Here is a 25,969-nt window from a genome sequence, read left to right as displayed (position 1 = left end):
TTAGACTAGTACAGCTTTATCCTTTTTAAGGGAACTATTGTCCCCTCCACCTCTATTAATAATTGCCTGTCGTACCTCATTTACAATCCGGTGTCCTACTTGAAGTGCCATCGTGTCGAAATCAATAGAATCTTCTTGAACCGTTACCTGTACTGCTCCAGGAGGCAACGTTACACTGATTTGGTTGTTCGTTTCTGTCTTGAAATCCTTGAGAAAGCCTGAAAGGCTACTCATTTGTTCATCCGTTATTTGCACGAGCTGTGGAGCTGGTTTTCCTCCTTTCGCCGTAGGAATTTGTGAACCACCTGGCCCCATACCCTGAATCACCTTGGAACGGTTTTGGGCATCCTGAATAAAAGATGGTAATGGAAGCCCCGGATCAACCGAAGGGAATCTTGACAGAGCTAATGACGCTCCCGGTGCAGTTGAAGCGGGATTATAAGATTGCGAGGCCTTATTTACAGAAACAACAGGTTGTGATTTTTCAGGTTCATTTGAATAACCAAACAAATTAGAGAAGTCACTTTTCAAACTTTCTGTTTGACTAGAAAACCAATTACTGACATCAGATGCTTTATTACTCATCCAATCTGTAGCTTGGGAAGCTTTTTCACCAACCCAATCCTTCGCAACACTTGCTTTCTCGCCAATCCAATCCTTTGCACCAATAGCTTTTTCTCCAACCCAGTCCATTGCAGAAGTAGCTTTTTCTCCGGCCCAATCACTCATTTCAGAGAACTTTTGAGCTAACCATTCACCTGCTAAACTATCTACTACAGCGCCTACAATTGCACCAATAAGACCACCAATTACAGTACCTATACCTGGAGCAATCGCTGTACCAATAGCTGCCCCAGCAGTAATAAAGCCACTTCCTAAAAGCGCTGATGTAATAGCAGCCGGACGTTCTTCCGGCGACGCTGTAGCAATGTCTACAATATCTAATACTATGCTAATTGGGCCAAGCAGCTTCTTGCCCCCCTTCATTGCTCCCTTACCTATCTTTTTAAGCATATTTCCTGGATTTTCACCAAGTATTTTTTTACCGAAATCAAATATCTTTCCAAACTTCCCCTTACCTCCATGCGGAGTTGGTCGTCCTCCTGGGACTCCCGGCTTAGAGCTAGGTTTTGGGTTAAATAAACGTTTTGCTTTTTCCCACAGCTTAGGAAGTCCTCGTTTTTTGCCAGGGCTTTTTTTGTTGTTCTTATTTTTCTTTTTGTTTTTACCATCAGGTCCATCTTGTTCAGCAATGCTTCTTTTACTTTTTCCTTTTTTCCCACAGCAACAACAATTACAGATCACCTTAATTTTTGGAGAAACTCGAATAGGACCTGTTTTTACGTTGATCTTAGGCGCATATTTTGGAGCTGCGACTCTAATATTCAATCTAGGTGGTTTTACCTTGATATCATAATTAAAGTTAAAGTCAAATTTAGGATCCTTTATTTCTAAATTTGCAGTAACACTGATAGACTTGTTCACAATATTTGAAACATTTAAATTATTTCCCCGGTTGCCACCCTTAGCTTTCTTCTTATTTGTATCGTCTTGATCAATGCCCGTTTTTGCACGTGCAACAATATAGGCATCCTTAAGACTTTTTAGCTTTCTGATAAGCGCTTCGAGGACTGGAGTCGCCTTATCAATCAGAAAGACTTTTGGCCTAATGCGTAGCCGGCTAAGACGAACAGCTAGGCTGTAAATATTCCCAAGATGCCTATGCATATACTTAAGTTCCGTATTCAGCTTAATCAAGCTCTGATAACGGGCACGTCCTAAGCGATCAGAAAGCCGTTGTATCTGCTCAATATAGCGACTTGTTGCTTTAAGTTCCCGGTTTGTAATTATCAAATCCTCTACATCTGTAACAATATTAACTCTATAGTTACTTGATCCTGCCATTTACTCACCTCCTTACGTATCTATCATTGCTGTATTTGCTTGGATAATGCGTCTAGTTCCTCTTCAGCAAATGCAATTAACATGGATTTTTCACCTCTGTTTAAGGCCCAAAACTCTCCGGGACGGAGATGATGCCGTATCCACAGATGATACAGCACCGATGTCATTCCGCCGGAGCGAATCAGTTTTTTAGATCATCAATTTCCACACCGAAGCCGGACAGTTCCAGCACCTTATCCCCTACTGCATCCAGTTCACCTGCCAGAAGCATTCGACGCACAGCCTGTTCACCACCAGACAATTTAAGTCGGCTAGTAATTCGCGGATCACCCCATCCGTTAATTTGCAGACCTTTTACTTCTAGACCAGCCGTAGCTTCCGAGATAAGCAGTGCATTGAATGTTTCTGTATCTACTTTTTCATCCACACGGCCTTTAACCGTTTTACGAATTGTGCACCGTTCACGGATGCTATCTACTTTGTTGGATGTCAAACCACGAAGTGTGAGAAGCATATCCAGGCGCTGAATCCGAACAGTTTCCTCTGGTAATTTATCTGCAGCTTCAAAAAGACTATCCAAAATTTGTTCCTCTGACATATTTTCAGGCAAACTCATATTAAATCCCCCTAATAAATTTTTGAAAATTGGGCCCGGATTACTCCAGGCCCACCATAACCAATAAATTATTCAGCAACGATAGGATCAAGCAGTTCATAGCCTTCAAAGGTGAAAGTAGTTTCTTCTGGCACTTCTTCTCCCGCAGTCCAGTTAGCCAACTGAATCTTATCTGGCATGCAGCGAATCAAACGAACGCGTTCATGTCCAAAAGATTCAGGATCGTCTAGCTTGGAAATAATATCGAATTTTTCAAAACCGCGACGAATCATATCGGAAGTTACTTTGTAACCACTCATCGTTCCAGTGCCTTTTTTAGCTCCATTTTTATGCACCTTCCAAGTATTACCAACCAAATTCAGTTCTCTTTTATCAATTTCCACGCTAGCTTCCAGCTTGTTAATATGTGTCTGCCATACCCCATCAATATATGCCTGACCAAACGTACCTAAAATAACTCTTGAAGCATCCAACATTTCTTTTTCCTCCTCAAAATAATCCATAATATAGTTCGGGATTTCATAAAATCCTCGTTGTTAACAAGCTACTTCATTTCTGCCGATTGCCTGCGAAATGCTTATACACGTAAAATGCTTATTTATTGCACGTAAAATGTGCCGAACAACTGCTCCATCACGTCGGTGAGCTTCACGTTCCATTGCAGGAACACTTGATCCGGCTCCGGTTTGATAACTGGCGCATCGCCGTAGTAAGCCGGGTCGAGAATAACATCGTAGCCATCTGCTTCGATGACGTTACTCAGCGACAGCTGTGCCAGGTATTCTTTGATTGCACCGATAAGCGCCAGACGACCTTCCACTGTGTTATTGATTTTGCCAATGTAAGTCTCTTCGGCTGCACGCTGCAAGTCAGCGTTAATAGCATCCATGACACGGATGGAACGAATTTTCTTCCATGCGTTGTTTTGCCCAGCAGATGGATTCACCAAGCTGTTGATCCCACGCAGCGCTTTGACCTGACGGCCGTCGAAGAACAGCAGGAAGACACCATTACGAACAGCCTGCTCCTGCTCAGAGCGTGTCCAGCGGCGGGTCACGTCCTCAAAAGGCGTAACCGCATATGTTGCCGATTGATTCAGACGTTGGCCTGCAATCAGTCCAGCTACATAAGCAGCCGTTTGAGCGGAACTGTAGTCCGTACCTGCCAGACGTACGCCTGTACCGACGTTCACGATGCCTTCATGGTTCAGCGCCAGGGAACGTGCAGAGGCCAAGCTAACAGCCGTTTTGGACACATCATCTGCCGCAGAACCGCCGAATACAGCGATTACGCCTTTACCTTCGCCCCGGACACGCTTGATCCAGGCAGCGAAGCTTTGCAGCAATGCCAGATCAGCTGCATAATCCAGAGCCAAGACATTAAATTCCTGCCCTTCAAGTGCCTCCTGCATCGCGATGTAATCGGCATTAACCAGCTTGCTATTGCCACTGTTGCCGCCAGTAAGATGTACGCCGCTGACATCCACCGGAATGCCGCCGTCGCCGACAACTTCGGCCTTCACCCATACATTTTCGCTGTTCTCGTTCATCGCCTTGGCGATAGAGGCAGCCGTACCGTCACTGCCTTTGTACGTGCCGAGCAGCTTGGTTCCTTCATAGAGGCGCACCTCACGAGCTTGCTCATCACCCAAAGTTGGCTGTACAGTTACAGCAAAACCATTACCGCGGCTACCTGTGTACAAAGCCTTCAGACGCAGCACATCCGCCGGGGTCGCACCGCCGCTTTTCAGCGTCACAGATGCTTCAGCAGCTGTATCATCTGCCAAACGGTAGGCTAAGAGCTTTTTCGGACCGCCCAGCAAAGCCAGATACAGCGTCGAATACGCGGTCGCACCGTCCAGACTGTCACCCGAAAAGATTTGGCTGATTGCCGTTTCACTGCCGATCTCTACAAACTCACGTACAGGGCCCCAATTCGCCTTAACGGGCACAACGACCGTACCACGCGACCCACCTTGAATCGCTGAAGCTGCTGCTGCCTGAAAATTCATATACAAACCCGGCAATACCGGTTTATTCGTGTTTTCCCATGTTCCGCCTGCCATAATTAGTCCACCTTCGCTTTCATAAATTGTTCGATTTTAGTGTGTGCTTCTGCTACCGTAAACAGCTTGTCCTGTGTGCCAAAAAAGGCGCCTGCCAGCACTTCTTCTTTCACGGAAAACAATGGTTCTGCGTGCTCCTTTAGCTCCTCCAGCGTATAGCGGGGGCCACTTGCTTTCTGCTCGGCATATACCAGGGTCTTCTCATGGTTTTCCAAGGTCACTCGGACCACCTCATTTCAAAATAGGATGAATTTCCACTCTGCGAATCAACGCCGCTTCCTCAGCCGGACGCATACGCCGCTGTACTAACATCAGCCGAAGCTGACCATCTAAAATGGCATCTGCCTGCAAATCGGCTGAAGCTTCAGCTGTAGACATATAACGGCCCTTGTCCTGATCCAGAGGAAGCTGGATTTGAGCGGCAAAGCCCTCGATCAGTGCGAAAGCTGCGCGGTTTTCCTCGGTGGTGTCCGGGGCGGTAATATGCCCGATGAACCGTTTGCGCAGCTCATACATGGAGGCTCCCGCCATCCTAGTTTCGCAGCCGCTCATCCGCCATAGTACCGCTTGCCGCCCCGGCTGTGCGGGCCATGCGTCGGCGTATACCGACCACGTTTCACCCAGTTGCTTCTGCGTCCAGCGGACCAGCGCGGCCAGCCACTCTTCCGGCTGTGTAGCACCGCTTGCTGGAACGGCCAAACCACCTTCCGTCTCAGGCACATACACGCCAAAACGAAGCGTTCTATAGGCCTTGCCCGTAACGGTGTCCAGCTTTTCTGCATCCCGCACGCCCAAATAGTGCGCGGTAAAAGCCGATGTATCCTCACCTGCACCTGTCACGGGTTCCCGGTGCAGCCCGGCAATCAGGGCATTCGCCCATACGTCAGCCTGCGCCAGTCCGGCTTGTCCTGCGTACAGCATGATGCGGACAACCTGCCGATAGCCGGCCCAGGAAGACTTCCAGATTTCCTCGCCCAGCGCCATAACAGCATACGGCTCCTCTGCCGTCTGCGACGGTGGCTGAACATCGTATACACGCCCTTGCAGCGCTGGAATAATTTCAATAAGCTTTTGCTTAAAGGCTTGTCTCATTCTGCGGCATGCCACCTTTGCGTACCCTGCGTTCGCATGTTGTGGCTATTCAGCCAGGCTTTTTTCCACTTCCGTGTTCTCATCCGGCGCAGCTCCATACTCATGCATTGCAGCATCCCTTGCTTAGGCAACACGACTCCTCCTTTCTATTCAACGAATTCCCGGGAACCGACAGAGACGATCACCGCATGAAAAAACCGGCCCTAATGGCCGGCTAACGTTTGACTGTGTGTGTCTTCGGTATGTCCTCTTGTCTTGATTCCCGATGATATAATCTTACACCCTAATAACGAATGCGTTGCCGGGGAAATGGACGATAAAAGCAGAGGTTAGGGATGATGTTGGGAGGTTTTTTGAGAACACATGTTCGTATCGTAAAAAAAGACCTTGACCCCTGTTATTACAGGAAATCAAAGCCTTTTAGGAAACCATTTTAAAATAGAAATGAGAACAAGTGGATAATTATTACATCAACCCAATTTTCGATCCGCGCCCTTCTGCAAGCCTGCCAAATTTAAAACGCCTTGGTCCGCCAGTGCAAGCGCCATTTTGTAAAAAGCACGCGTGCGAAGCTTCGTATACGTATCCTTGCTGACTGGCGGGTCTAACACATAATTGTAAACCTTGTAATCGAACACATCGTCATCCTTTAAATAACGTTCACGGATAAGCAGCTGTTCGCGTTCATTCAAGCGGCTCACTACGGCATCCACCATTTCGCAGTAGGCCAAGCGGGCGGCAGGAGCATCTACATTATATACGGCTGTCCGGGCCGTTGGATCGCTTGTCACATTTGTTGGGCCGCTCGGGCGATCCGTATAGCCAGCCGTAATAAAGCTCTCCCGATCCATAAAGGTAATCGTTTTATAAATTCGGTATTTCTCAAACACACCCTCCAATGCATTTTGCGTTTTGCGACGGTCCAATTCGGGTAAGTTATTTCTCATGTAAAGCAACACTCCTTATCTTATGCCTTTTGACAATGATGTATTTTTAAATGAGGATTTTGCACTTCGAAGCGACTGGAGTCGAATTTTGCAAAATCCTCAAATAGAAAAACGTTCGTGTTTACAATGTGTTCCCCTTTTGTTCGTATCTTGAGTATAACATAACATTATTTAGGATAGGTATCCATCGTCAAAAAAAGCAGTATAGCTCCAAAAACAGGATATTCGCTTTATTTTTCTATGCCTTTTGGCATATTACGTGCTTTTACTATTTACCTAATGGTATAATAAAACTAGTATCTATGATTCTCTTGCAGAAAGGAGCCCCCATTGTGGAACAGCCAGCATTCGGAACTTACTTAAAGCAGCAGCGTGAGCACAAACAATGGAGCATCAACCAATTGGCAGATGCTGCAGGTATTAGCAATTCACAAATTTCCCGCATTGAAAATGGACTGCGCGGAATCCCCAAACCCTCCACTCTCCGCAAAATAGCAGACGCGCTTAGCGTATCCTATACCGAAATGATGAAGGCCGCCGGATATTGGGGAGACGATGATTCAATAGAGCAAAGTCCACATGAACTTGATCCTTCTACTGTACCGGAATGGGCAACCTCCAAAGACCGCCGGGATTTTAAAAAAATGCTGGAGGAAGACGACGAATTAATGTTCGATGGCATTCCGCTGGATGAAAAAGATCGTCAACGGATCAAGGACGTGCTGACAGGTCTGTTCTGGGAAGCCAAACAGATGAACAAACATAAAAAGCCCAAAGAGCCCCAAGCGGGCAAAGATCAGGGATAGCAGGTGAGCGTATGAACGAACTCATTCACAAACTTGTCCGAAAATACCGTACCAACTGCCCCTTCGATATTGCGAAAGCTCTGGGTATCCATATCCGATACTGCGATCTAGGCCCCACAACCAAAGGGCTGTATTACCACAAGCTACGTAGAAGATTTATCGTTATCCACAATGGCCTCACACCCGAATGGGAACGGTTCGTCTGTGCGCATGAATTGGGACATGACCGACTGCATAAAGGCATCAGCCGCTTTTTTATGGAGGAGCATTCCTACTTTTCCCCAGGAAAATTTGAACAGCAGGCCAATCGGTTTGCCGTGCTTTTGTTGAGTGAAGGAAAACCGCCACTAGCTGACGAAACGTTGGATCACTATTTACCCCGCATTGGGCTGCCCAAAGAGACTGCCCTTTTTTTTGATCACAAAACAGAACACTAGTTCCCCACCCGTAGGTTACTGTTTATTACTTCCTCTATAATATAGGTAACTAGACGATGGGTTTAACAACCGATATATCAAAAAATTTTAGTGCTTTGATATAAAATAGAAGTTATTTTTACAATCATCTGATAAAATGTGGTCGTAAGCGGTTTCTCTAATTCATTCATTTTATGGGAGGTTGAAGGAACAACATGAACTCATGGAAAAAACTCTCGTCGATCCTGACGACTGCCGCGCTTTTACTTGGGTGTCTCGGTACAGCAGCAGCAGACCCAGCAACCCATGTGGGAACAGCGGGAACGGCAACGACTCCAGTCAGCGGTAAACACATCACCATCCTACATACGAACGATACCCATGCCCACGTGGTCGCGAATGACAAGGAAATGGGATTCGCCAAGCTGGCGGGTATCATTGATCAGTACCGGGCTTCTAATCCCAATACACTGCTGCTAGATGACGGGGATACCGTTCATGGAACGACCTTCGCTACTTTGGTTAACGGTGAGAGCATTGTGAAAGTGATTAACAAGCTGCGCTATGATGCTATGGTTCCGGGTAACCACGAGTTTAATTATGGTTGGAAGCATCTTGTCGAGCTAAGTAAGGAAATTCAGTTCCCTGTGCTCAGCGCCAATATTAAACAAACAGACGGAACACGTTTGTTCAAACCCTATGTTATTAAAGAAGTGGATGGCGTTAAAATCGGTATTATCGGTCTGACTACGCCAGAAACAGCATATAAGACGAATCCCAAAAATGTTGAGGGTATTCAATTCACCGATCCTGCGGCTGAGGCCAAAGCGGCTGTTGATGAAATCCGCAGCAAAGTAGATGTCGTTGTTGTTCTTGGTCACCTGGGGCAGGATGCGTCTAGTAAGGACACCAGCCTCAAAGTTGTTAAGGAAGTGCCTGGCATTGATATTTTCATCGATGGACACAGCCATACTGTACTGGAAAAAGGCTTGGTTAGTGACAATGATACATTGATCGCTAGCGCAGGTGAATACACCAAGTATTTGGGTGTTGTGGACTTATGGGTCGACGGCGGTAAGGTTACGCAAAAGCAAGCCAAGCTGATTGATTCGACTCAAGCAGTGGACGTTCAGCCCAACGCTGAAATTGCTGCATTGATCGCCTCCATTCAGAAGGACCAGGAACCTATTCTTAAAGAGGTTGTAACGCAAACGAGTGTGGATCTGGAAGGAGCACGCGAAAAGGTACGTGCAAGTGAAACCAATCTCGGTGACCTGCTCACCGATGCTATGCGTGACGTTTCGGGAGCAGATGTGGCTTTAACGAACGGTGGCGGCATCCGGGCTTCCATCAAGACGGGAACGGTAACCAAGGGAGACGTCATCACTGTGCTACCTTTCGGCAACCAGATCGTTACCTTGAAGGTGAAAGGCTCTGACATTCAGGCCGCACTGGAAAATGGTACAGCCTCCTATCCAGAGCCAAGCGGAGGTTTCCCGCAGGTATCAGGTATCTCGTTCAAAATAGACACATCAGCAGCCAAAGGCAGCCGTGTTCATTCCATTCTGATCGGCGGAAAGACACTTGATCCTGAGGCAACATATACACTGGCCACCAATGATTTTACTGCCGTAGGTGGTGACCAATATACGATGTTCGCTAAATATCCACAGGCAGGTATGTTCGGCTCGCTTGATGAGGCGTTAATCCGCTACATGCAAAAGGTGGGCTCCGCTAGCCTGCAAGTACAAGCAGACGGTCGCATTCAAGAAGCCAAGGCTGACGGTAAAATGTCTGTCCCTGCCACACAAGCTGCGCCATCTGCTTCAACCGCAACACCCGCACCTGTGCAGGAAAAGCCGCAATCCGTCTCTACACCGGCTGCGAAACCAGCGCCCGCAAAACCTGCACCGGCAAAGTCTCAAACAGCCAAGCCACAGCAGACATCCGATTCTGCACAAGTTACAAATAGCCATGTATATGTTGTGAAATCCGGGGATACGCTGTATGACATTTCCCGCAAACATGGTACCACCTGGCAACAGCTTCAACAGTTGAATAAGTTGAAGAATCCTCACCGTATTTATCCCGGACAAAAGTTAGATCTCCCGGCCTAATTCGATAGCTAGCAAAGGCAGCATCCTAGTGGTTCCGGATGCTGCCGTAGGTCAGGCGTTTATAGATATGCGATAGTCCAAGATCATTTGGACATCGCATATTTTTTTAAAAGCAAACCTTTTAACCGCTGACAAGTTGTGAACCGAGAGTTATGATGGAGAAGAGTCATTCGGGCAGAGAACATTCGTCCCGATATCCATCGGGATCAGTTATATGTGTGGAAGGAGTCCAGAAATGCAATACATTATTTACGATCTTGAATTTACCGTTAGTCGTAACGCCAGATATTCCTCCGAAATCATTGATATCGGTGCCGTCAAAGTTGTTCAGGGAAACGATGGCCTATACGTTGCGGATACGTTTCACAGTTTTGTAAGACCCTCGAATCGACCTGTACTCTCGACAGATACCGTTCAGTTCACAGGTATTACTCAACGAGACATTGATGCCGCTCCACTATTCCCTGAAGCTGTGAAGCAATTTATTGCCTGGCTCGGCACGGATTCGCCCTATTATTTATGCGCATGGGGCCCGGATGACCGTCAGAAGCTGGTATCCCATTGTCGTACCCATCATGTAGATCTCGGATGGATTCATAATACAAATGATATACAGAAGCAGATTTCCCGTCTGCTTGGTTCCAATGGAAAGTACCGTCAGTTGAGCCTGTCTCAGGCGCTGGAATTGTGCAACATTGACTTTGACGGTCAACAACACCGGGCACTGGATGATGCCCTGAACACCGCTCAGGTTTTCATGTACCATTTTGATCGTATTACATTAGTTCATAATGCTGCTGACGATGAGGAAAGCCGTGGATCGAAGCTCGTCTACTCCTCACCAGAAGAAGAGCAGGAACAGTACAGTCCTTTTGGCAATCTCGCCAACCTGTTTAAGGACCGTTAAGCGGATAGCTCCCCGGCCCGTTCCGGGGGATCTCCCCCTGTTATTCTTAATTTCCTGCCTTTTTATCGAAATAGAATGCCCCCCAGGTCCGCAGCATTTCTTGCATTCGTTTGCGGTACCGTAAAGGCTCCAGGATCTCGGCCTCAGCTCCATAGGAAGTGAGCCAATCCAAAAATTCACGGTCATGATTGACCGTCACCTCAAACAACAAACTTCCATCCGGCAAATCCTTAAGAAAAGGCTTGATGAACAGTTCCTCTTCTTTGACCCGATATACAGACTCGGCAGAAAAACGTACCACAAACCGGATATTCTGATTTCCTTTGGTCACCGACCAGGTCCCTTTAAAAAACATTTCCATTTCAGTTGTATTTTTTTGAAACGTATACGGCAAAATTCTCATGTTCCGAAATCGGCTGATCCGAAAGGTTCTCATCGCGGATTGCTTGTGACAAAAACCAAGCATATAGAATCGCCGATCCTGCGGAACCAAACAATAAGGATCCACCTGAACGAGTGAAACATCTTCATTTTGAGGCGAACTGTATTCCGCTTCAATGGTCTGCTGCGTAAGACTCGCTAAAACAATCAGCCTGAGCAGATAGGGCTGGTTTTCCCGATCAAGTGTCGAGCCGAGCCGGACAATATTTTTCATTTCCTGCGCGAAGCTCGTCTGTTCCATCTTTTTTTTCTGACTAGAGGCCATCACTTTCTCATAAGCACTTTCAAAAGCTGGCGGTAAAAGAGGCTTTACCGTTTCCATAATCTCTCCCAGCTTAGTAAAAGCCTCTGCCTCTTCTTCCGTCCAATTCAGAGGATACAAAGCGAAATTGCTAATAAAAATGTACCCCTTGCCATGCCCCATATTCGCAATCGGTATATGCATAGCGCTTAGCGCCTCCATATCTCGGTATATGGTACGTTCTGATGTTTCACAACGTTCGGCAAGCTCTCTTGCCAATATCCCTGGATTTGCCTGAACAATAGTAATAATCCGCATTAAACGTATCAACCGATCAGTCAAGGAAGTCTCTCCTTTACAAAAAGATAGTAAATTAGACTCACTATATTACACAAATAAACTAGCATAATTGCCTATCTCAAAGTATCATTTTCAGTAAAATGAACATCTTCTAGCGATATTGCCTTATTGAAAAAGACTTTAGAACTATACGCTGTAAATGATACAAAAGTACCACTCCATTTATTACGTATAGCCAGAAGCAACTCGGCTTCCTGCAGGTAGTCCATATCATCGCTTCTTGCTGCACGTATAAGTAATTCATCTGCTTGTCTGGTAAGGATGAACGCCCCTTGCTCATATTCCCCTTTCTCGTACATACGCAATGCCTTTTTTACAATAGGGGACGTCTCATTCAGCTTTATGTATTTTTCCACCTTCGGGTTGGATGGAATGCTCAGCAGACCAAGATGATGCGTAAAATGGATGTAGAGCTGGTCTGTCCGGATCATCGTTCGCTTTTCCTGCGATGGCTTGCGCCAGCTCCACTCCATCATTCCAATCGTATGTCTTCCGGACGAGTGAGCCGGTATAGAAAACGTCAAAATAGCCTGTCTATATTTTCCCCGCCGTACATCACCACAGTGAACAAACATGCTATCTCCGTTTTCCGAGCGTTTAAAACCGAGCCTTACCCCTTCAGCTTTTAATAGACTTACCCCGTTTTCTGGAATGAACTGGAGTTGAAGGTCACATCCCGCTGCTTTCGGTATTAGATTTCCTTTTCTTTTACGTTTAGCTCCATAGCCCCATTCTATCAGTAGATTTACTTGTTTGGACCCATTCGCAGATATAGACTCTTTGTCCCATGTGTACGTTACATTGAGCATTGACTTCACCACTGGTAAATTCCCCCTAAAAGAACATGTAACTCTAAATTAACAGTGTTATCTGACACTATATTGTCAGGGAACGTATGTTTGATTGTGAAAATTATACATGGGAATCTTTATGAAGGGGGACCTAGTTTGGTAAATAACATTTTAAACCATTTGAATTACATGAACGCGCAAAAATAGCCCGGCGTATGCCGGGCTATTTTATAGTCTACTTCTATACTTAAACTTATGAGATTGTAGTTTCTGTTAAAGAAACATTCGTTTTTGTGCAAATATCAGATATAGGGGCAAAAGTAGTACTATCTACGACGAGATCCTTTGATAACGGCTTTCCATTTACAGTGATTTTTAAAGTTTTATAGTTTTGTTCTTTCTCATTCATCTTGCAAAATCTCCTTCTATATTAATTTTTAATATATTTCAGTTTATATATTCATATTTAAGACCTGATCAGGTGCGGATCGTTCTTTACTCGTATGCTAGAAAAAATGCCGGAATGTTGCCGCTTCCTTGATATACCCGTTTTTTGGTACACTTAAACTCATATATCGACTTTTTTTGAGATCATTTTCTCCGTATTTATCGTCCGTTTCTTCAAAAATCTGCATCCGTATCGTTATATTATACGTAACCATGTCATATGGGTAATGATCTATATCATCTAACATCTTGGTTTATCAAAAGGGGGAACATCTCTTGGCACGACCAACTTGTCGCTTTGCTTTGTATCGCCGCATTATCTGCGCTGCTATAGCACTTTTGTTTATTTTTGGGATAACTCGTGTACCCGAAGTACATGCTGCTTATTGGGATGATGTATATCAGGGCTTCGAGCAATTTTCGCGGTTACCTGGTGATGTATATCAGCTCAAGGAAAGCTATCGACAAACACAGGAGGATCTGGAAAAGGCCCGTAACAGCTTAGAAGCCTATCAAGAGCAAAACGCCCAATTGCTGGAGCAAAACCGCAAGCTGACTGACACAGTCACAGAATTAAAAAATCTTCAAACCCAGCGCGATCAGGCTTCACATCGAAATAAAATGCTCATCATCACAGCTATAACTCTGCTGGCCGGTTATTTTATCGGTATCCGACTGTTGCGTTACGGGATGCGTCGACGTTCGGGAAGATACTAACTGTCTGAAAGGATGAAAGGTCTGAATGGACATACAAGCAGGACAACACCATGATGAAAGCGTCGGTTCGGTCGTAACGCTCGATCTGGCGGAAGGAGAAAAGCTGCACGTTCTGCATCCGCAGCAAATCATCGCATACCGCGGACCCAGCTCAGGCCGCAGTGATAAACTGATGAATATTAAGGGCATGTATCGCAAACACAAACTGATTCAGGCCGATTTCACAGGAGCTTGTCGCCTAATTGCCGCACTTCCACCTGGCTTTAGTCTAAAAATGATTAAGCTTGAAGGAAGCGATGATCTGTTATACGATTTTCGCAACCTGTTCTGGTACAGCTCCGGTATCCAAATGCGTACTAAGCTGCTAAGCATGAAAAACATGTTGTTTAGCCGTGATGTTATAAAAATGAAATTTGATGGTGTGGGTCAAATCGGTCTTTTGACGCAGGGATTGGTGTGTCAGGAACAGCTTCATCCGACAGAACCGATATATGTGGATGCGAGCAGCGTCATTGCCTATCCCGAAAACGCCCATCTGGAGTTGACCGTGTACGGCAACCATCTGGCCAGCCAGCATATGAACTATCATTTTAAAATGACCGGACAGGGTACCGTACTATTCCATGCCGGGGAGCATCATCGGCGGCTCCAACAGGATATGAACGACGATGGCGTGATCAAGCGATTTTTAAGGGAAGTCATTCCATTTGGTGGAGTGTTTATCAAATAGCCCTGCCATGCTATAATGACAATGCTAAAGCCGTCTGTCCTCGTGGCAGATACTAATGAAGAAAATCCATGCGTCATGCATGGGAGAGGTTCGCGAACTCCCTCTATAAAAAACTAACGATGCTTTGTCCTCCGCAAGAAAAATGATTTCTCGGGGCAAGGCCTGTTTTTTGTTGAAGTCGGTTCAAGAACTCTCCTTCTTCCAAGTGACAAGACTTGTGTCTTGCACCATTCCAAGAAGATCGAGAGGTTTTTTTATGTTTGCAAACGAAAAAGCAGTCGTCGTATTCAGCGGCGGCCAAGACAGCACAACCTGTTTATTTTGGGCAAAAAAACATTTTGCTGAAGTAGAAACTGTGACGTTCGATTACGGTCAACGCCACAAGCAGGAAATCGAAGTAGCCGCTGGAATCGCCCGCGAACTGGGTGTTCCGCAAACGGTACTGGATATGAGCCTGCTTAATCAACTAGCCCCTAATGCCCTCACACGCACAGACATTGACATTACTCAACAGGAAGGCGAACTGCCTAGCACCTTTGTAGACGGTCGCAACCTACTGTTTCTGAGCTTCGCGGGAGTTCTCGCCAAGCAAAAAGGAGCGCGCCACATCATTACAGGCGTATGTGAGACGGATTTCAGCGGCTATCCTGATTGCCGGGATTCCTTTATCAAATCGCTGAACGTCACACTGAATCTTTCGATGGACTATCCCTTTGTGATTCATACCCCGCTTATGTGGTTGAACAAGGCCGAAACTTGGCACATGGCCGATGAGCTGAAAGCTTTTGAATTTGTAAGAACACGTACACTAACGTGCTATAACGGCGTCATTGGCGATGGCTGTGGCGAATGCCCTGCTTGCAAACTTCGCCGTGCTGGACTGGAGCAATATCTCGCGGTGCGCGGAGCTTCATCCCAAGGAGTTGAAGGTCATGCGTGAGCCAGGTACCTTTCGCATTGTCGATAAGCTCCAAGAGTTCGGGACAGACATTGAGCGCTCTCAGCTGCGTTATCACCGCAAACGTGTACTCGTCAGCAAACAATTTACATTCGATGCAGCACATCATTTGCACTGCTACGAAGGCAAATGCAAAAATCTGCACGGACATACCTATATCGTCGTATTTGGCATAAGCGGCATACCGGGCGAAACGGGTCTAACGCTAGATTTTGGTGACATCAAAACGATCTGGAAAGAGCGGATTGAGCCTTTTCTGGACCACCGTTACTTGAATGAGACGCTTCCTCCAATGAATACAACGGCGGAAAATATGGTCGTCTGGATCTTTGAACAAATGGAGTCAGCCTTGACCTCGGAGGCATACTGCAACCGTGTCGAAGGTGGACGTACCGAGTTTGTACGGTTGTTCGAGACACCTACCAGCTACGCCGAGTTCCGACGGGAGTGGATGCTCGATGAGTAATACCGTGACTACTCACCAACCCATGACAGCCTCCCACGGCACCCAAATAGCCCCTATTCCCGTACTGGAGGTGTTTGGTCCCACTGTTCAGGGCGAAGGTATGGTCATTGGTCGTAAAACGATGTTTGTTCGTACCGCAGGCTGCGATTACCATTGCTCGTGGTGCGACTCCGCCTTTACCTGGGACGGCAGCGCCAAGGATCAGATCCGTCGTCTGAGTGCCACGGACATTTGGCAGGAGCTGAAGGCCATCGGCGGCGAACGCTTTTCGCATGTGACCCTTTCTGGAGGCAATCCTGCCCTGCTACCGCAGCTTGGGGAGCTAATCACCCTGCTGCGCAGTCAAGGCATTGCCACCGCTGTCGAAACACAAGGCTCCCGTTGGCAGGAATGGCTGTACGATATCGATGAGGTAACCCTATCCCCGAAACCGCCCAGCTCGGGTATGACGACCAACTGGGATGTGCTGGATGATATTGTCGCCCGTCTGTCAAACCGGAAGAGGGCTAGTGAGTCCCAAGCGACGTCCCACGTCGCAATCGCAACAGACTTGAAGGAACCCGCTAATGAATCTGCGCGGCTCTATACCGGAGCTTGCAGCTTGAAGGTCGTCATCTTCGATGACACCGATCTTGCCTATGCCCGCACTGTTCACGAGCGCTATCCACACGTACCGCTGTTCCTTCAGACGGGTAATCCAGATGTAAACACGGAGAATACCGGACAGATAGCGGAGTCTCTACTCCATCGTTATGAATGGCTTATCGACCGTGTCATGGACGATTCCCTACTAAACCATGTAAGAGTACTCCCGCAGCTCCACACCCTCGTATGGGGCAACAAACGCGGCGTATAACACTTATATGTAATATATTCCGTATGCGCTGTATGTGATACACAAAGGAGAGCATTACTCACTTCTATCCCAACCTACACGTAAACGAGTAGGACTTTATGGTGATGACGGCGGTCGGCAGCGAAGCGGAGACTCAAATCATTCGCGGAGCGACCTCCCACCACCATAACTCCCTCTCTCTTTTACCAAACCAACTTACTTTAAGGAGCCTTATCCATATGACCGGAAGAACACCCGAAGAAATGACCGATGTTACCCTGCTTGGCAATCAAGGCACACAATACACTTTTGCCTATGATCCCGCCATTCTCGAAAGCTTTGATAATAAACATCCCTATCGGGATTATTTTGTAAAGTTCAATTGCCCGGAGTTCACCAGCCTGTGTCCGATTACAGGACAACCTGATTTTGCAACCATCTACATCAGCTACATTCCCGATATTAAAATGGTAGAAAGCAAATCCCTTAAGCTGTACCTGTTCAGCTTCCGTAACCACGGCGATTTCCATGAAGACTGCGTCAACATCATCATGAATGACTTAATTAAGCTGATGGACCCTCGATACATTGAAGTATGGGGCAAATTCACGCCACGCGGCGGTATCTCTATCGACCCGTACACCAACTACGGCAAGCCAGGAACAAAGTATGAACAGATAGCGGAGCACCGCATGATGAATCATGATATGTACCCAGAAAAGGTTGATAACCGTTAAGCTAATAACTCTTCTGACATAGCGTAAATATCAAGGGGTTGTCCTAAAGTCATCAAATGACTCAGGGACAACCCCTTCGTTTTACTGAAAGGAGACTGTGCACGCTTGTGGCATTACACATCCAGATCAAATCTTGATTTTTTATATTCATACGGTGTTTTACCCATAACTTCTCTAAAAGCTTTTCTGAAAGATTTCTCGTTTGGAAACCCGACCTCGTAAGAAATTTCTGTAAGTGACTTATTAGTTGAATCCAGTAAATCGATCGCCTTCTCCAAACAAAGAATTTGCTTGTATTCGGTAAACGTCTGGCCTGTATATTTATGAAACATTCGCGACAAATAAGCCTCCGAATAACCGCAGATACGGGCCGTTTTGGCCAAGCTAATATTTTCAGTATAATGCTCTTTAATAAAGTCCATGATTGTCTTTATCTTTTGTTGCTTTTCACTGAATACTTCCGGTGGAATGTCTGTCGTCTGACTAAAATGATTGACAAGCAAATATTTCAGTTCAATAATTCGGCTTTGCTCTAAAATGTAGTCGTATTTGCTTTTGGAAATATGTAGATCATATATATCCATAAACAATCCTCTTAATTTAGAGATTATAGGTTCTTCAACTTGTTTCTCTTGCGTGTTTAAATGGATGATTACTTGTTCATTGGCAAAGAAAGTGTCTGGAAATTGCAGCACTATGACCTGGTTCTCCGTAATGCTCTGCGTGGAATGCGGAACATTGCTGTTAATGAATAGCGCATCCTTTTCCATCAAAATAGTTATTTTTCCTTCATGCCACACCTTTAGACTTCCACTTGTACAGTAGATCAACTCCATATTGCTGTGAAAATGCATAGGAATGACTCTTTCTGTATCTCTGGATTGGAACATAAAAAGGTTAATCATTTTTTTTCTGTCTATTTCGATATGTTCATATATTTTTTTCATCACCACACCTCATCAGCCAGCCATGAGTAATTCATCTGTATTCTATATTAAGGCATAAACTCTTATACTAATACTCATACTATACCGATAGTAAAATGCCCGGACAAGCAGAATCTATTCAACGGACCAAAAATAAAAAAGAAGGCAGTTCTTCCCGCAAACGGGATAATGAACAGCCTTCCTTAACCTGCTTGCAACCCGGCAAGCAAAAAAATGTTACCCTACACATTCCTGCAACTGATACATTCTAACTTCTCCTACATTGTCTCCTGCCTCAAGTAATACATTGCTTTGGTCTGCATCTTCTATGAAATAACGCAGGGAAAACACTTCTTCACCCTCATTCACAAAGATCTCCAGGCTTGAGCTTTCAATGAATATTTGCATTTCTGCAAGCTTATTATTTAATGTTGCTCTTCTGTACTCTCTCTCGCCAGTCAACCAGTTTGTTCTCCAAACGGTCAGACTGTTTTGTTCCTGATCATAGTCAATTTGCACAGCATCCCTTATGATCATTTTAAAATTTTCTGTCAGTAAGGAAAAATCAACAATTAGCTCCGCTTGTGTAGAAGGCAGCACCCACTCACTACTACTTTGAATTTCCCCTTTGTAATGCATGCCATCCAGCCTTAACAATTGTAATTCCGGCAATGGTTTCTGGTACAACACACCGTTCATCAGCACAACTTCTCTAGGAAGTGTTAATGCATGAATCCAGCCCTCCTGAATGGTCGGGACAGCCCTCTCCGCTTCCTCATTCATGGCGCTCATCCATCCGAACATAATGGTTCTGTCATTAACTTTGAATGATTGTGGAGCGTAAAAATCAAATCCTCGATCAAGCTCTTTAAAATCGGAAAGGTCCCCGTTGAATTTGCCTGTATTCGATAATTTGCCAACCATATATCCCGATTGATTAGGATTTTTATAATATTCGCCTCTCTCCGGTAAACCCTGAGGAGAGAAAACAAAAACATCATTTTCGGCAAAATGAAGTACGTCCGGACATTCCCACATATATCCAAATCGGTGGTCATGATCAACAAATGATCCTTGGCATTCCCAATCGGACAAATTTTTAGATTTGTAGATAAGTGTATCTCCAGTCAAATCTTCTCTCTGAGCACCAACAATCAACCACCAGTTCCCGTGTTGGTCTCTCCATACTTTCGGATCTCGAACATGCCTGGTATAACCTTGTGGATGCTCAAACAAAGGACCGATTTTTTGAAAATACTCTCCATCCTCCGAAATCGCGGCGCATTGATAGCTTTCTTTTACTCCATCATCTCGGATTACATTTCCTGTGTAAAACAGATACAGCTTTTCATTATGAACAATGCCCCCGCCCGAATAAATGCCATCCTTGTCATACCATTCCGAAGGCTCCAGCGCGACACTTTTCCTTTGCCAGTGCACCAGATCGCTGGAAACAACATGGCCCCAGCATTTATTTTTATGCTCAGTTCCTTTTGGATTCCACTGATAAAACACATGATATTGATGATTGAAATAAGCAAGTCCATTAGGATCATTGAGCAAACCGTAAGGAGGGGTAATATGATATTTCAGGTTATACGCGTCGCTTTTATTCATGCTCATCCTCCGGTAAAAAAACAAAACTAAAACTCAGCAAAATTTCCTGCGAGCTTGACCCGATATAAACATCAAATTCACCGGGTTCACTTTTGTATTGCATTTCACGATCATAAAATTTAAGCATCTCTTCATGAATTGAAAATTCAACATTTTGGGTCTCGCCACTTTGCAAAAAAACTTTTTTAAAGTCTTTTAATTCTTTCACTGGCCTTGCAATACTTGCAAATTTATCGCGAATGTATAATTGGATCGTTTCCTTTCCATCATAAATTCCAGTGTTGGTAACAGAAATACGGATATCAACTGACTCATTTTTCTTCATTTCTTTTTGGCTAATTGTTAATAGGCTGTATTCAAATGAGGTATAAGATTTACCATAGCCAAATGGATACAAGGGTTCATTCACTTCATCTATATATCGGGATGCAAACCGATAAGAGCCATTTTCCTTTAAATTCGGTCTGCCTGTATTCAACTCATTGTAGGATATCGGAATTTGTCCCACGCTCCGTGGAAAGGTCATGGCTAATTTCCCCGATGGATTGACTTCCCCATACAGTATATTAGCCAGTGCTTCTCCGCCCATCGTTCCTGGATACCAGGCTTGAACAATAGCGTCCACTTTTCCGGCTACTTCGGTAAGAATCAAAGGTCTTCCGCTATAAACGATCAGAACCATCTTTTTGCCCTGTAAACTTAATTCATGGAGTAGTTTCATTTGCGGCTTAGGAAGCGTCGGGTTCGTTCGCGATCCCCCTTCTCCGCTCTGATAAATACTTTCTCCCAAGGCGAGGACAATGACATCCGCTTCGTTAGCATTTCGGATTGCTTCGCGCAGCAGGGCCTCCTCATCGACTGTTTCAGCAGCCAGCTTGTCCGCATATTTGCCAAGGGCTTCTCTTGCATTAGCAGGAAGCATGTGCGCCCCTTTGCAAACCGAGAGATTGTCGGGATCAACATGCTTTAATAATCCCATTTTCAAATTGACGGTATCCGCCTCATCCCCCTTAATGGCCCACATACCCAGGGTGGAGTTTTCATCTGCGTAAGGACCGATTAAAGCTACTTTGGTATGTTTAGACAATGGCAGCAGTTGATTTTCATTTTTCAGCAAGACTACGGATTCTTCAGCCAAGGACAGCGCGGCTTTTTTATGTTCATCTGACAGAATGCTGTTTCTCGACCGCTGAACGGTTTCCTGTAATCCGCGGAACGGGTCCTCAAACAGCCCCAAATCATTTTTCAGCTTTAAAATACGGTATACCGCTTCATTCAAAAGCTCCAACATATGCTCGTTATCAGATACTACTTTCTCCAATTGATTGGCGTATACTGCTGTCTTCATATCCACATCAACACTAGCCAACAATGCCAGCCTTGCAGCGGAAGCCTCATCTTCGGCATAACCGTGCATGATCAGTTCTTCTATAGCGGCGTAATCCGAGATCAACACACCATTAAAATTCATCTCTCGTCTTAGCACGTCGCGGTTAAGCCACTCGTTTCCTGTTGCAGGAACGCCATTCAAGGTATTAAAGGCCGTCATAACAAGCTTTGCCCCCGCCTCGATTGCAGCTTGATACCCTGGCAAATAATATTCTCGCAGCGTGTGCTCCGACATATCCACGGCGTTATACTCACGTCCAGCGACAGGTGCCCCATAAGCGGCAAAATGTTTGACGCAAGCGGCAATTTTATTGGCTGGTATGATATCCTCCGAGTTTCTCCCTTGGATCCCCTGAACCATGCTTTCAGCATATTTCTTCGCTAGCAAAGTATCCTCTCCAGGCGATTCCATCACCCGCCCCCAACGAGGATCTCTAACGATATCTACCATGGGGGAAAAGGTCACGTGAACACCTTCGTCATAACATTCCTGGGCAGCAATCGAACCTGCATGTTCTATACTCTCATAATTCCAACTACATGCTTGTGCAATCGGAATCGGGAAGATGGTTCGATACCCATAGATAATATCTGCCATGAACAGCAGCGGAATTTTATGAATCGATTTTTCCAAATAATCCGTTTGCAGTTGGATAATTTTTTCTGGATTAGTGATGTTCAATATGGAGCCTGTGTTATATATATTGTAGCCGGCGTTTAACCCTAATTTTTTTAAAGGACCCGTCACAACAGTGTCTATATCCCCTTCAAAAAAATCACCGGTCAGTTGGATGAGCTGGCCTATTTTCTCTTCTATTGAAAGGCTGTCCAATTTCTTAAGCAGTGTGTTGTTGTCCATGATTCTCCCCACATCATTTTATTTGTGATCTGTTTTTTCTTTAAACCCAAAGATCCACGTTAGTGCAAATGCCACAGCAAAGCCGATTACACAAACTAAGATATATATGAATATCTGATTGTTCAGGTACAATAACATTCCCGGTAGGGCTGTGATTGACATGCCCGTTGCTTGAACATTAAATATACGTGCGAAGAAACCGCCAACCGCTCCGCCAATCAAGCCCATCAAGAACGGTTTGCCATATCGAATGTTCACCCCAAAGATAGCGGGTTCTGTAATACCCAATAACGCAGACAAGGTAGAAGGATACGCAATGGATTTGGTTTTTACATTTTTAGATTTTAGACCAACAGCCAATGCAGCACCCGCTTGTGCGCAAATCGACGCTGAACTGATCGGGTTCACCATATTCCAACCATTGCCTACTAACATCTGTATTTCAATCAGGTTTAAGGCATGGTGCAGTCCGGTAACTACAATAATCTGATTGATGCCACCGTAAATAAATCCGCCGATGCCGTATGGTAATTTTAAAATGGCGGTAACACCCATTAATATTAAAGTTTCCACCTCGTGAAAAATGGGACCAATCACGAACAATCCCAGTACCAGTGTGATTAATAATGTCAGAAACGGTGTCAGAATTAAGTCCAATGCATCCGGGACTGATTTTCTGATTTTCTTCTCCAGCATCGCCCCCACGACACCTATTATGAAAGCAGGCAAAACCGAGCCCTGATAGCCTGCAATTTTAATGAATCCGAAAAACACTAGTGGTTCCTGAACTTTTTGAGCGACATCCCAAGATGTAGGCAACGAAGGACTTACTAACATTAATCCAATCAATATCCCCAATAGTGGTGATCCACCAAACACCCGGAAGGCCGACCAACATACCAACACGGGTAAAAATGCAAAAGCCGTATCGGTCAATATTTGCGTAAACAATATGAAATTCGCAGAAATATGATCAGGTGTAAGTCCAAATAACTGGAGCAGTGCAGGCTGAGTTACTAAGCCTCTAACTCCCATGAATAATCCTGTAGCTACCAATGCAGGCATAATCGGAACAAATACATCCCCGAAAACACGGATCATTCTTTTGAAGCGATTATCACCTTGAGTGGAGGCCATCTCTTTCAAATCAGCCTTTGATGTAGCAGATATGCTTTGGCCAACCATGGCATCGTATACTTTATTTACAGTACCGGTTCCAAAAATAATTTGATATTGCCCAGAGGTAAAGAAAACGCCCTTGGCCTTATCAATATTTTCAATAAATTCATCATCAATAATTTCTCTATCTTTTACAATCAGCCTCAGCCGTGTGGCACAATGTGCCATGGAAATAATATTGTCTTCTCCGCCAAGCCCTTTAATGACATCTTGGGCTATTTTAACGTATTCTTTTTCAAGACTCATCAGTCTCTTCCTTTCCTCTGTTCCTCTTAGTTAGTCTGAATCATTTAAAACTTTTGATCAAATATGCTTCTTAAGAATATCATGACTGCGCTTTCAAACAGCGGGATTATTTTACTACATTAAGGTCAAATTTTGACCTTTTTATATCCTTAATTATAAATGCATACTAGCAACTGGTGCCTGATGAAACAATAAAGTGCACCCTAGAATACATACTGGAATAACCTTCTGGTTTATCCCCGTGTATTTTAAAGGTGCACTTCAATTGTTGTATAGAGAGTTACTTACGTTTTACTTAGTGACTTTCAACTGAGCACTGTGAGCTGTATAGATAACCTTCACTTTATAATTGCTTGGTAAACCTACCGTTTCAATCGAAGAAAATGCTCCATTCCGTTTACCATAAGTTAAGATCGTAGCACCATTAGCCGGCACATATTTGTTAGAGAAATTCAGGCGTAATTTTCCGTTAAGTATAGCTGTTCCCTTCATTTTGAGCACATCATTTTTAGTGCGCAGGTTAAGTTCAAGTGTTCCCTTGGCAGATTGTCTGTAATTTCCGCCAATAATCAGCTTCCCAGAAGCATTTTTAAGAAGAGTTCCCCCATTATTCGTAATTCCGCCACTTCCGAAAGCCGTGTCCGAAGTTCCCTCCAAAGTACCTTGGTCGATCTGTGTACCACCGGAATACGTATTGTTGCCCATTAGCTTCAACGTACCTGTTCCCTTTTTAGTCAGCTTTCCAACGCCAGAAATATTGTTGCGCCAGCGATCCAATGCATTGAAACCACCTTTGGAAGCGTCCATATTTACCGTCACATTATTGGCGAAAGCACCGTAGCCATCCGCAGCGGAAAACAAGTTCAATCGTCCCCATCCCTCAGCATCATCAAGTACAGGATAGCCGGAAGGAATCCCCGTGGTAGCCAAAACCCAACGACGTTGTGTGCTATCCAGGTAAGGCAAGCGTGTCTCCAATAGTACCTCAGCTCCCTTAGGCACTATCATAGGCGTCGCGGTTGGATTAACCTGACTGAATCCGTATGTTAATCGTTGATTATAATTTTTTTTGTTTGTGGCATAATTGCTGAACCGATCTGGAGCTGTACCTTTTTGAGACAGCAGTTGTTTACGAGCATCCTGATAAGCCGCTTTCTTCAAACTGCTATTGGCTGGATCAGACAGGATAGCAGCAGCCATCGCTGTTGCCATGACACGCCCTCCCATAACATCAAGCGGGGAATGCATACCGGCAACAACACGGTTATTGCCCAGCTCCGAAGCTCGCGTCAGCAGTTCTTGATAACGCTCCGGCACGGCGTAGGCCATAGCAATAGAACTGAGATACGCAGCATTGGTATGACCGCTAGGAAAGCCGCCATCGCTAGTAGCATCAGCTTTGAGAGCGGGAATAAGGCTCGGAACAACTACAGAGTTATCGCTCCAGCGAAACGGGCGAGGATAGCTAAAATAAGACTTAGCCGGGTTCGTCGTAGAGTATTCTCCACGCAAGGTATTTACCAGATTTACGATGTTGCCGAGATTGGAGCTTGTACTCCCAGCATTCGTTCCCTCATCTTCGTATTTCTTAGTCAGGGCATCTGCCGGAATGTCGTTGATTGTTGTCGTGGCACCTGCATTCTTACGATATACATCAGTGAGCGAACCCAGCCCGTCGATCACACTGTAGCTCTGGTTTCTGCGATCATCCAAATAAGCCGCATTGGCCTCACTGGAAGTGCGACGGGCAGCGATATCAATCACTTTTTGAATATTGGCGTCCAGCACGCTGCTGTTTAGCTTGGTACCTGTATCCCAGGTAGCGCCGGGAGTCCAAAGCTTATTAAATTCGGAGAGCAACCCGAGGGTCGGATTAGAGCTTTCCGTCTTATTTGCAGAACTATTATTTTTATAATGATCTACGAAATATCCCCACGACGGTTCTGTTGGAGTTACCGCTGTTGGTAGGGTTGCTGCACTCGCATAACTTCCACCCAGGGAACCTAGAAGTAAGGGTAAAGATAGTAATGCAACTGATAATGGTTTCCTTAGCGATTTCATTCTCAAATCAGATCCTCTCTTCTCTTGTGCTCTTCATACTTTCTCTACGGAGCTATTATCTATATAACAAGATATATGACATAAAGAATCATATCTTA

At 45.1% G+C, this 25,969-nt stretch carries 26 protein-coding genes and 1 riboswitch; of the genes, 10 read left to right on the top strand and 16 right to left on the bottom strand.

Going from position 1 to position 25,969, the window contains the following annotated elements:
* The 8 genes from MKX46_RS21450 to MKX46_RS21415 form a co-directional block, all read right to left on the bottom strand.
* Window positions 1-1,905 carry a hypothetical protein gene (locus MKX46_RS21450; RefSeq protein ID WP_340931560.1) on the bottom strand — a complete coding sequence of 635 codons (1,905 nt, stop codon included), beginning with the start codon at window positions 1,903-1,905 and terminating at the stop codon, window positions 1-3.
* A 181-nt stretch (window positions 1,906-2,086) separates the two neighbouring features.
* The gene (locus MKX46_RS21445; protein WP_090736430.1) at window positions 2,087-2,521 is read right to left on the bottom strand and encodes a phage tail assembly chaperone; all 435 of its coding nucleotides are present in this window, start codon (window positions 2,519-2,521) and stop codon (window positions 2,087-2,089) included.
* 68 nt (window positions 2,522-2,589) lie between these two features.
* Window positions 2,590-2,997, bottom strand: coding sequence for a phage tail tube protein (locus MKX46_RS21440; protein ID WP_025678602.1), 408 nt, complete (start codon window positions 2,995-2,997; stop codon window positions 2,590-2,592).
* A gap of 122 nt (window positions 2,998-3,119) precedes the next feature.
* Complete coding sequence (locus tag MKX46_RS21435) at window positions 3,120-4,586, bottom strand: phage tail sheath family protein (RefSeq protein ID WP_029516160.1); 1,467 nt, start codon at window positions 4,584-4,586, stop codon at window positions 3,120-3,122.
* 2 nt (window positions 4,587-4,588) lie between these two features.
* Window positions 4,589-4,807: a hypothetical protein gene (locus MKX46_RS21430; RefSeq protein WP_029516159.1), complete on the bottom strand. Its 219-nt coding sequence runs from the start codon at window positions 4,805-4,807 to the stop codon at window positions 4,589-4,591.
* Window positions 4,808-4,817: 10 nt separating this feature from the next.
* Window positions 4,818-5,678: a hypothetical protein gene (locus tag MKX46_RS21425; RefSeq protein ID WP_029516158.1), complete on the bottom strand. Its 861-nt coding sequence runs from the start codon at window positions 5,676-5,678 to the stop codon at window positions 4,818-4,820.
* Window positions 5,675-5,809 carry a hypothetical protein gene (locus tag MKX46_RS21420; RefSeq protein ID WP_256026078.1) on the bottom strand — a complete coding sequence of 45 codons (135 nt, stop codon included), beginning with the start codon at window positions 5,807-5,809 and terminating at the stop codon, window positions 5,675-5,677. The genes MKX46_RS21425 and MKX46_RS21420 overlap by 4 nt, the downstream gene beginning before the upstream one ends.
* Window positions 5,810-6,148: 339 nt before the next feature.
* Window positions 6,149-6,625, bottom strand: a complete 477-nt coding sequence (locus MKX46_RS21415; RefSeq protein WP_029516157.1) for an ArpU family phage packaging/lysis transcriptional regulator — start codon at window positions 6,623-6,625, stop codon at window positions 6,149-6,151.
* 332 nt (window positions 6,626-6,957) lie between these two features.
* Between MKX46_RS21415 and MKX46_RS21410 the strand changes: the two genes are divergently transcribed.
* The 4 genes from MKX46_RS21410 (at window position 6,958) to MKX46_RS21395 (ending at window position 10,871) form a co-directional block, all read left to right on the top strand.
* Window positions 6,958-7,431, top strand: a complete 474-nt coding sequence (locus tag MKX46_RS21410; protein ID WP_341038970.1) for a helix-turn-helix domain-containing protein — start codon at window positions 6,958-6,960, stop codon at window positions 7,429-7,431.
* Window positions 7,432-7,442: 11 nt separating this feature from the next.
* Window positions 7,443-7,868: an ImmA/IrrE family metallo-endopeptidase gene (locus tag MKX46_RS21405; RefSeq protein ID WP_250259133.1), complete on the top strand. Its 426-nt coding sequence runs from the start codon at window positions 7,443-7,445 to the stop codon at window positions 7,866-7,868.
* A gap of 194 nt (window positions 7,869-8,062) precedes the next feature.
* Window positions 8,063-9,964, top strand: coding sequence for a 5'-nucleotidase C-terminal domain-containing protein (locus MKX46_RS21400; protein WP_341071765.1), 1,902 nt, complete (start codon window positions 8,063-8,065; stop codon window positions 9,962-9,964).
* A gap of 235 nt (window positions 9,965-10,199) precedes the next feature.
* Complete coding sequence (locus MKX46_RS21395) at window positions 10,200-10,871, top strand: 3'-5' exonuclease (RefSeq protein WP_322251264.1); 672 nt, start codon at window positions 10,200-10,202, stop codon at window positions 10,869-10,871.
* A 46-nt stretch (window positions 10,872-10,917) separates the two neighbouring features.
* On the opposite strand, the gene MKX46_RS21390 is transcribed toward MKX46_RS21395, so the two are convergent.
* From MKX46_RS21390 to MKX46_RS21380, 3 genes are all read right to left on the bottom strand, one after another.
* A complete protein-coding gene (locus MKX46_RS21390; protein WP_029516152.1) occupies window positions 10,918-11,895 on the bottom strand; it encodes a helix-turn-helix transcriptional regulator in 978 nt (325 codons plus the stop codon).
* A gap of 71 nt (window positions 11,896-11,966) precedes the next feature.
* Window positions 11,967-12,734 carry a hypothetical protein gene (locus MKX46_RS21385; RefSeq protein ID WP_029516151.1) on the bottom strand — a complete coding sequence of 256 codons (768 nt, stop codon included), beginning with the start codon at window positions 12,732-12,734 and terminating at the stop codon, window positions 11,967-11,969.
* A 223-nt stretch (window positions 12,735-12,957) separates the two neighbouring features.
* Window positions 12,958-13,113 carry a hypothetical protein gene (locus tag MKX46_RS21380; RefSeq protein WP_165144572.1) on the bottom strand — a complete coding sequence of 52 codons (156 nt, stop codon included), beginning with the start codon at window positions 13,111-13,113 and terminating at the stop codon, window positions 12,958-12,960.
* Between the two features lie 314 nt (window positions 13,114-13,427).
* On the opposite strand from MKX46_RS21380, the gene MKX46_RS21375 reads away from it, so the two are divergent.
* From MKX46_RS21375 to queF, 6 genes are all read left to right on the top strand, one after another.
* Window positions 13,428-13,868, top strand: coding sequence for a hypothetical protein (locus MKX46_RS21375; RefSeq protein ID WP_341071764.1), 441 nt, complete (start codon window positions 13,428-13,430; stop codon window positions 13,866-13,868).
* A gap of 25 nt (window positions 13,869-13,893) precedes the next feature.
* Window positions 13,894-14,598 carry an AIM24 family protein gene (locus MKX46_RS21370; protein WP_069011542.1) on the top strand — a complete coding sequence of 235 codons (705 nt, stop codon included), beginning with the start codon at window positions 13,894-13,896 and terminating at the stop codon, window positions 14,596-14,598.
* Window positions 14,599-14,677: 79 nt separating this feature from the next.
* Window positions 14,678-14,721, top strand: a riboswitch (PreQ1 riboswitch).
* Between the two features lie 133 nt (window positions 14,722-14,854).
* Window positions 14,855-15,538, top strand: a complete 684-nt coding sequence (queC, locus tag MKX46_RS21365) for a 7-cyano-7-deazaguanine synthase QueC (protein WP_025720578.1) — start codon at window positions 14,855-14,857, stop codon at window positions 15,536-15,538.
* The gene (gene queD / locus MKX46_RS21360; RefSeq protein WP_318627003.1) at window positions 15,531-16,022 is read left to right on the top strand and encodes a 6-carboxytetrahydropterin synthase QueD; all 492 of its coding nucleotides are present in this window, start codon (window positions 15,531-15,533) and stop codon (window positions 16,020-16,022) included. Before queC ends, queD begins: the two co-directional genes overlap by 8 nt.
* Window positions 16,015-16,878, top strand: coding sequence for a 7-carboxy-7-deazaguanine synthase QueE (gene queE / locus MKX46_RS21355; RefSeq protein WP_340931547.1), 864 nt, complete (start codon window positions 16,015-16,017; stop codon window positions 16,876-16,878). The genes queD and queE overlap by 8 nt, the downstream gene beginning before the upstream one ends.
* 218 nt (window positions 16,879-17,096) lie before the next feature.
* Window positions 17,097-17,594, top strand: a complete 498-nt coding sequence (gene queF, locus MKX46_RS21350; RefSeq protein WP_029516147.1) for a preQ(1) synthase — start codon at window positions 17,097-17,099, stop codon at window positions 17,592-17,594.
* A gap of 113 nt (window positions 17,595-17,707) precedes the next feature.
* Here queF and MKX46_RS21345 read toward each other — a convergent pair whose 3' ends face one another.
* The 5 genes from MKX46_RS21345 to MKX46_RS21325 all read right to left on the bottom strand — a co-directional run bounded on the left by MKX46_RS21345 (window position 17,708) and on the right by MKX46_RS21325 (window position 25,871).
* Window positions 17,708-18,541: an AraC family transcriptional regulator gene (locus tag MKX46_RS21345; protein ID WP_029516146.1), complete on the bottom strand. Its 834-nt coding sequence runs from the start codon at window positions 18,539-18,541 to the stop codon at window positions 17,708-17,710.
* 216 nt (window positions 18,542-18,757) lie between these two features.
* Complete coding sequence (locus MKX46_RS21340; protein WP_340931546.1) at window positions 18,758-20,137, bottom strand: glycoside hydrolase family 32 protein; 1,380 nt, start codon at window positions 20,135-20,137, stop codon at window positions 18,758-18,760.
* The gene (bglX, locus tag MKX46_RS21335; protein WP_340931545.1) at window positions 20,130-22,385 is read right to left on the bottom strand and encodes a beta-glucosidase BglX; all 2,256 of its coding nucleotides are present in this window, start codon (window positions 22,383-22,385) and stop codon (window positions 20,130-20,132) included. Before bglX ends, MKX46_RS21340 begins: the two co-directional genes overlap by 8 nt.
* 18 nt (window positions 22,386-22,403) lie before the next feature.
* Entirely contained in the window at window positions 22,404-23,810 is a 1,407-nt protein-coding gene (locus MKX46_RS21330) for a sucrose-specific PTS transporter subunit IIBC (protein WP_322251256.1), read from the bottom strand.
* 291 nt (window positions 23,811-24,101) lie between these two features.
* Entirely contained in the window at window positions 24,102-25,871 is a 1,770-nt protein-coding gene (locus MKX46_RS21325) for an acid phosphatase (protein WP_341071920.1), read from the bottom strand.
* Between the last annotated feature and the right edge of the window lie 98 nt (window positions 25,872-25,969).

It is taken from the genome of Paenibacillus sp. FSL P4-0113, from assembly GCF_038009305.1.
Taxonomy (GTDB): Bacteria; Bacillota; Bacilli; order Paenibacillales; family Paenibacillaceae; genus Paenibacillus; species Paenibacillus polymyxa_D.
The sequence above is the reverse complement of the archived record's forward strand: the minus strand, read 5'-3'. Positions and strand labels throughout refer to the sequence as shown.

Excerpts from the sequence above, each read along its gene's own strand:
- MKX46_RS21445 (WP_090736430.1), bottom strand. The coding sequence starts at position 2,521 with ATGAGTTTGCCTGAAAATATGTCAGAGGAACAAATTTTGGATAGTCTT.
- MKX46_RS21340 (WP_340931546.1), bottom strand. The coding sequence starts at position 20,137 with ATGAATAAAAGCGACGCGTATAACCTGAAATATCATATTACCCCTCCT.
- bglX (WP_340931545.1), bottom strand. The coding sequence starts at position 22,385 with ATGGACAACAACACACTGCTTAAGAAATTGGACAGCCTTTCAATAGAA.
- MKX46_RS21395 (WP_322251264.1), top strand. The coding sequence starts at position 10,200 with ATGCAATACATTATTTACGATCTTGAATTTACCGTTAGTCGTAACGCC.
- MKX46_RS21425 (WP_029516158.1), bottom strand. The coding sequence starts at position 5,678 with ATGAGACAAGCCTTTAAGCAAAAGCTTATTGAAATTATTCCAGCGCTG.
- MKX46_RS21380 (WP_165144572.1), bottom strand. The coding sequence starts at position 13,113 with ATGAATGAGAAAGAACAAAACTATAAAACTTTAAAAATCACTGTAAAT.
- MKX46_RS21450 (WP_340931560.1), bottom strand. The coding sequence starts at position 1,905 with ATGGCAGGATCAAGTAACTATAGAGTTAATATTGTTACAGATGTAGAG.
- MKX46_RS21400 (WP_341071765.1), top strand. The coding sequence starts at position 8,063 with ATGAACTCATGGAAAAAACTCTCGTCGATCCTGACGACTGCCGCGCTT.
- queE (WP_340931547.1), top strand. The coding sequence starts at position 16,015 with ATGAGTAATACCGTGACTACTCACCAACCCATGACAGCCTCCCACGGC.
- queD (WP_318627003.1), top strand. The coding sequence starts at position 15,531 with ATGCGTGAGCCAGGTACCTTTCGCATTGTCGATAAGCTCCAAGAGTTC.
- MKX46_RS21325 (WP_341071920.1), bottom strand. The coding sequence starts at position 25,871 with ATGAAATCGCTAAGGAAACCATTATCAGTTGCATTACTATCTTTACCC.
- MKX46_RS21345 (WP_029516146.1), bottom strand. The coding sequence starts at position 18,541 with ATGAAAAAAATATATGAACATATCGAAATAGACAGAAAAAAAATGATT.
- MKX46_RS21435 (WP_029516160.1), bottom strand. The coding sequence starts at position 4,586 with ATGGCAGGCGGAACATGGGAAAACACGAATAAACCGGTATTGCCGGGT.
- MKX46_RS21415 (WP_029516157.1), bottom strand. The coding sequence starts at position 6,625 with ATGAGAAATAACTTACCCGAATTGGACCGTCGCAAAACGCAAAATGCA.
- MKX46_RS21330 (WP_322251256.1), bottom strand. The coding sequence starts at position 23,810 with ATGAGTCTTGAAAAAGAATACGTTAAAATAGCCCAAGATGTCATTAAA.
- queF (WP_029516147.1), top strand. The coding sequence starts at position 17,097 with ATGACCGGAAGAACACCCGAAGAAATGACCGATGTTACCCTGCTTGGC.
- MKX46_RS21440 (WP_025678602.1), bottom strand. The coding sequence starts at position 2,997 with ATGTTGGATGCTTCAAGAGTTATTTTAGGTACGTTTGGTCAGGCATAT.
- MKX46_RS21405 (WP_250259133.1), top strand. The coding sequence starts at position 7,443 with ATGAACGAACTCATTCACAAACTTGTCCGAAAATACCGTACCAACTGC.
- queC (WP_025720578.1), top strand. The coding sequence starts at position 14,855 with ATGTTTGCAAACGAAAAAGCAGTCGTCGTATTCAGCGGCGGCCAAGAC.
- MKX46_RS21370 (WP_069011542.1), top strand. The coding sequence starts at position 13,894 with ATGGACATACAAGCAGGACAACACCATGATGAAAGCGTCGGTTCGGTC.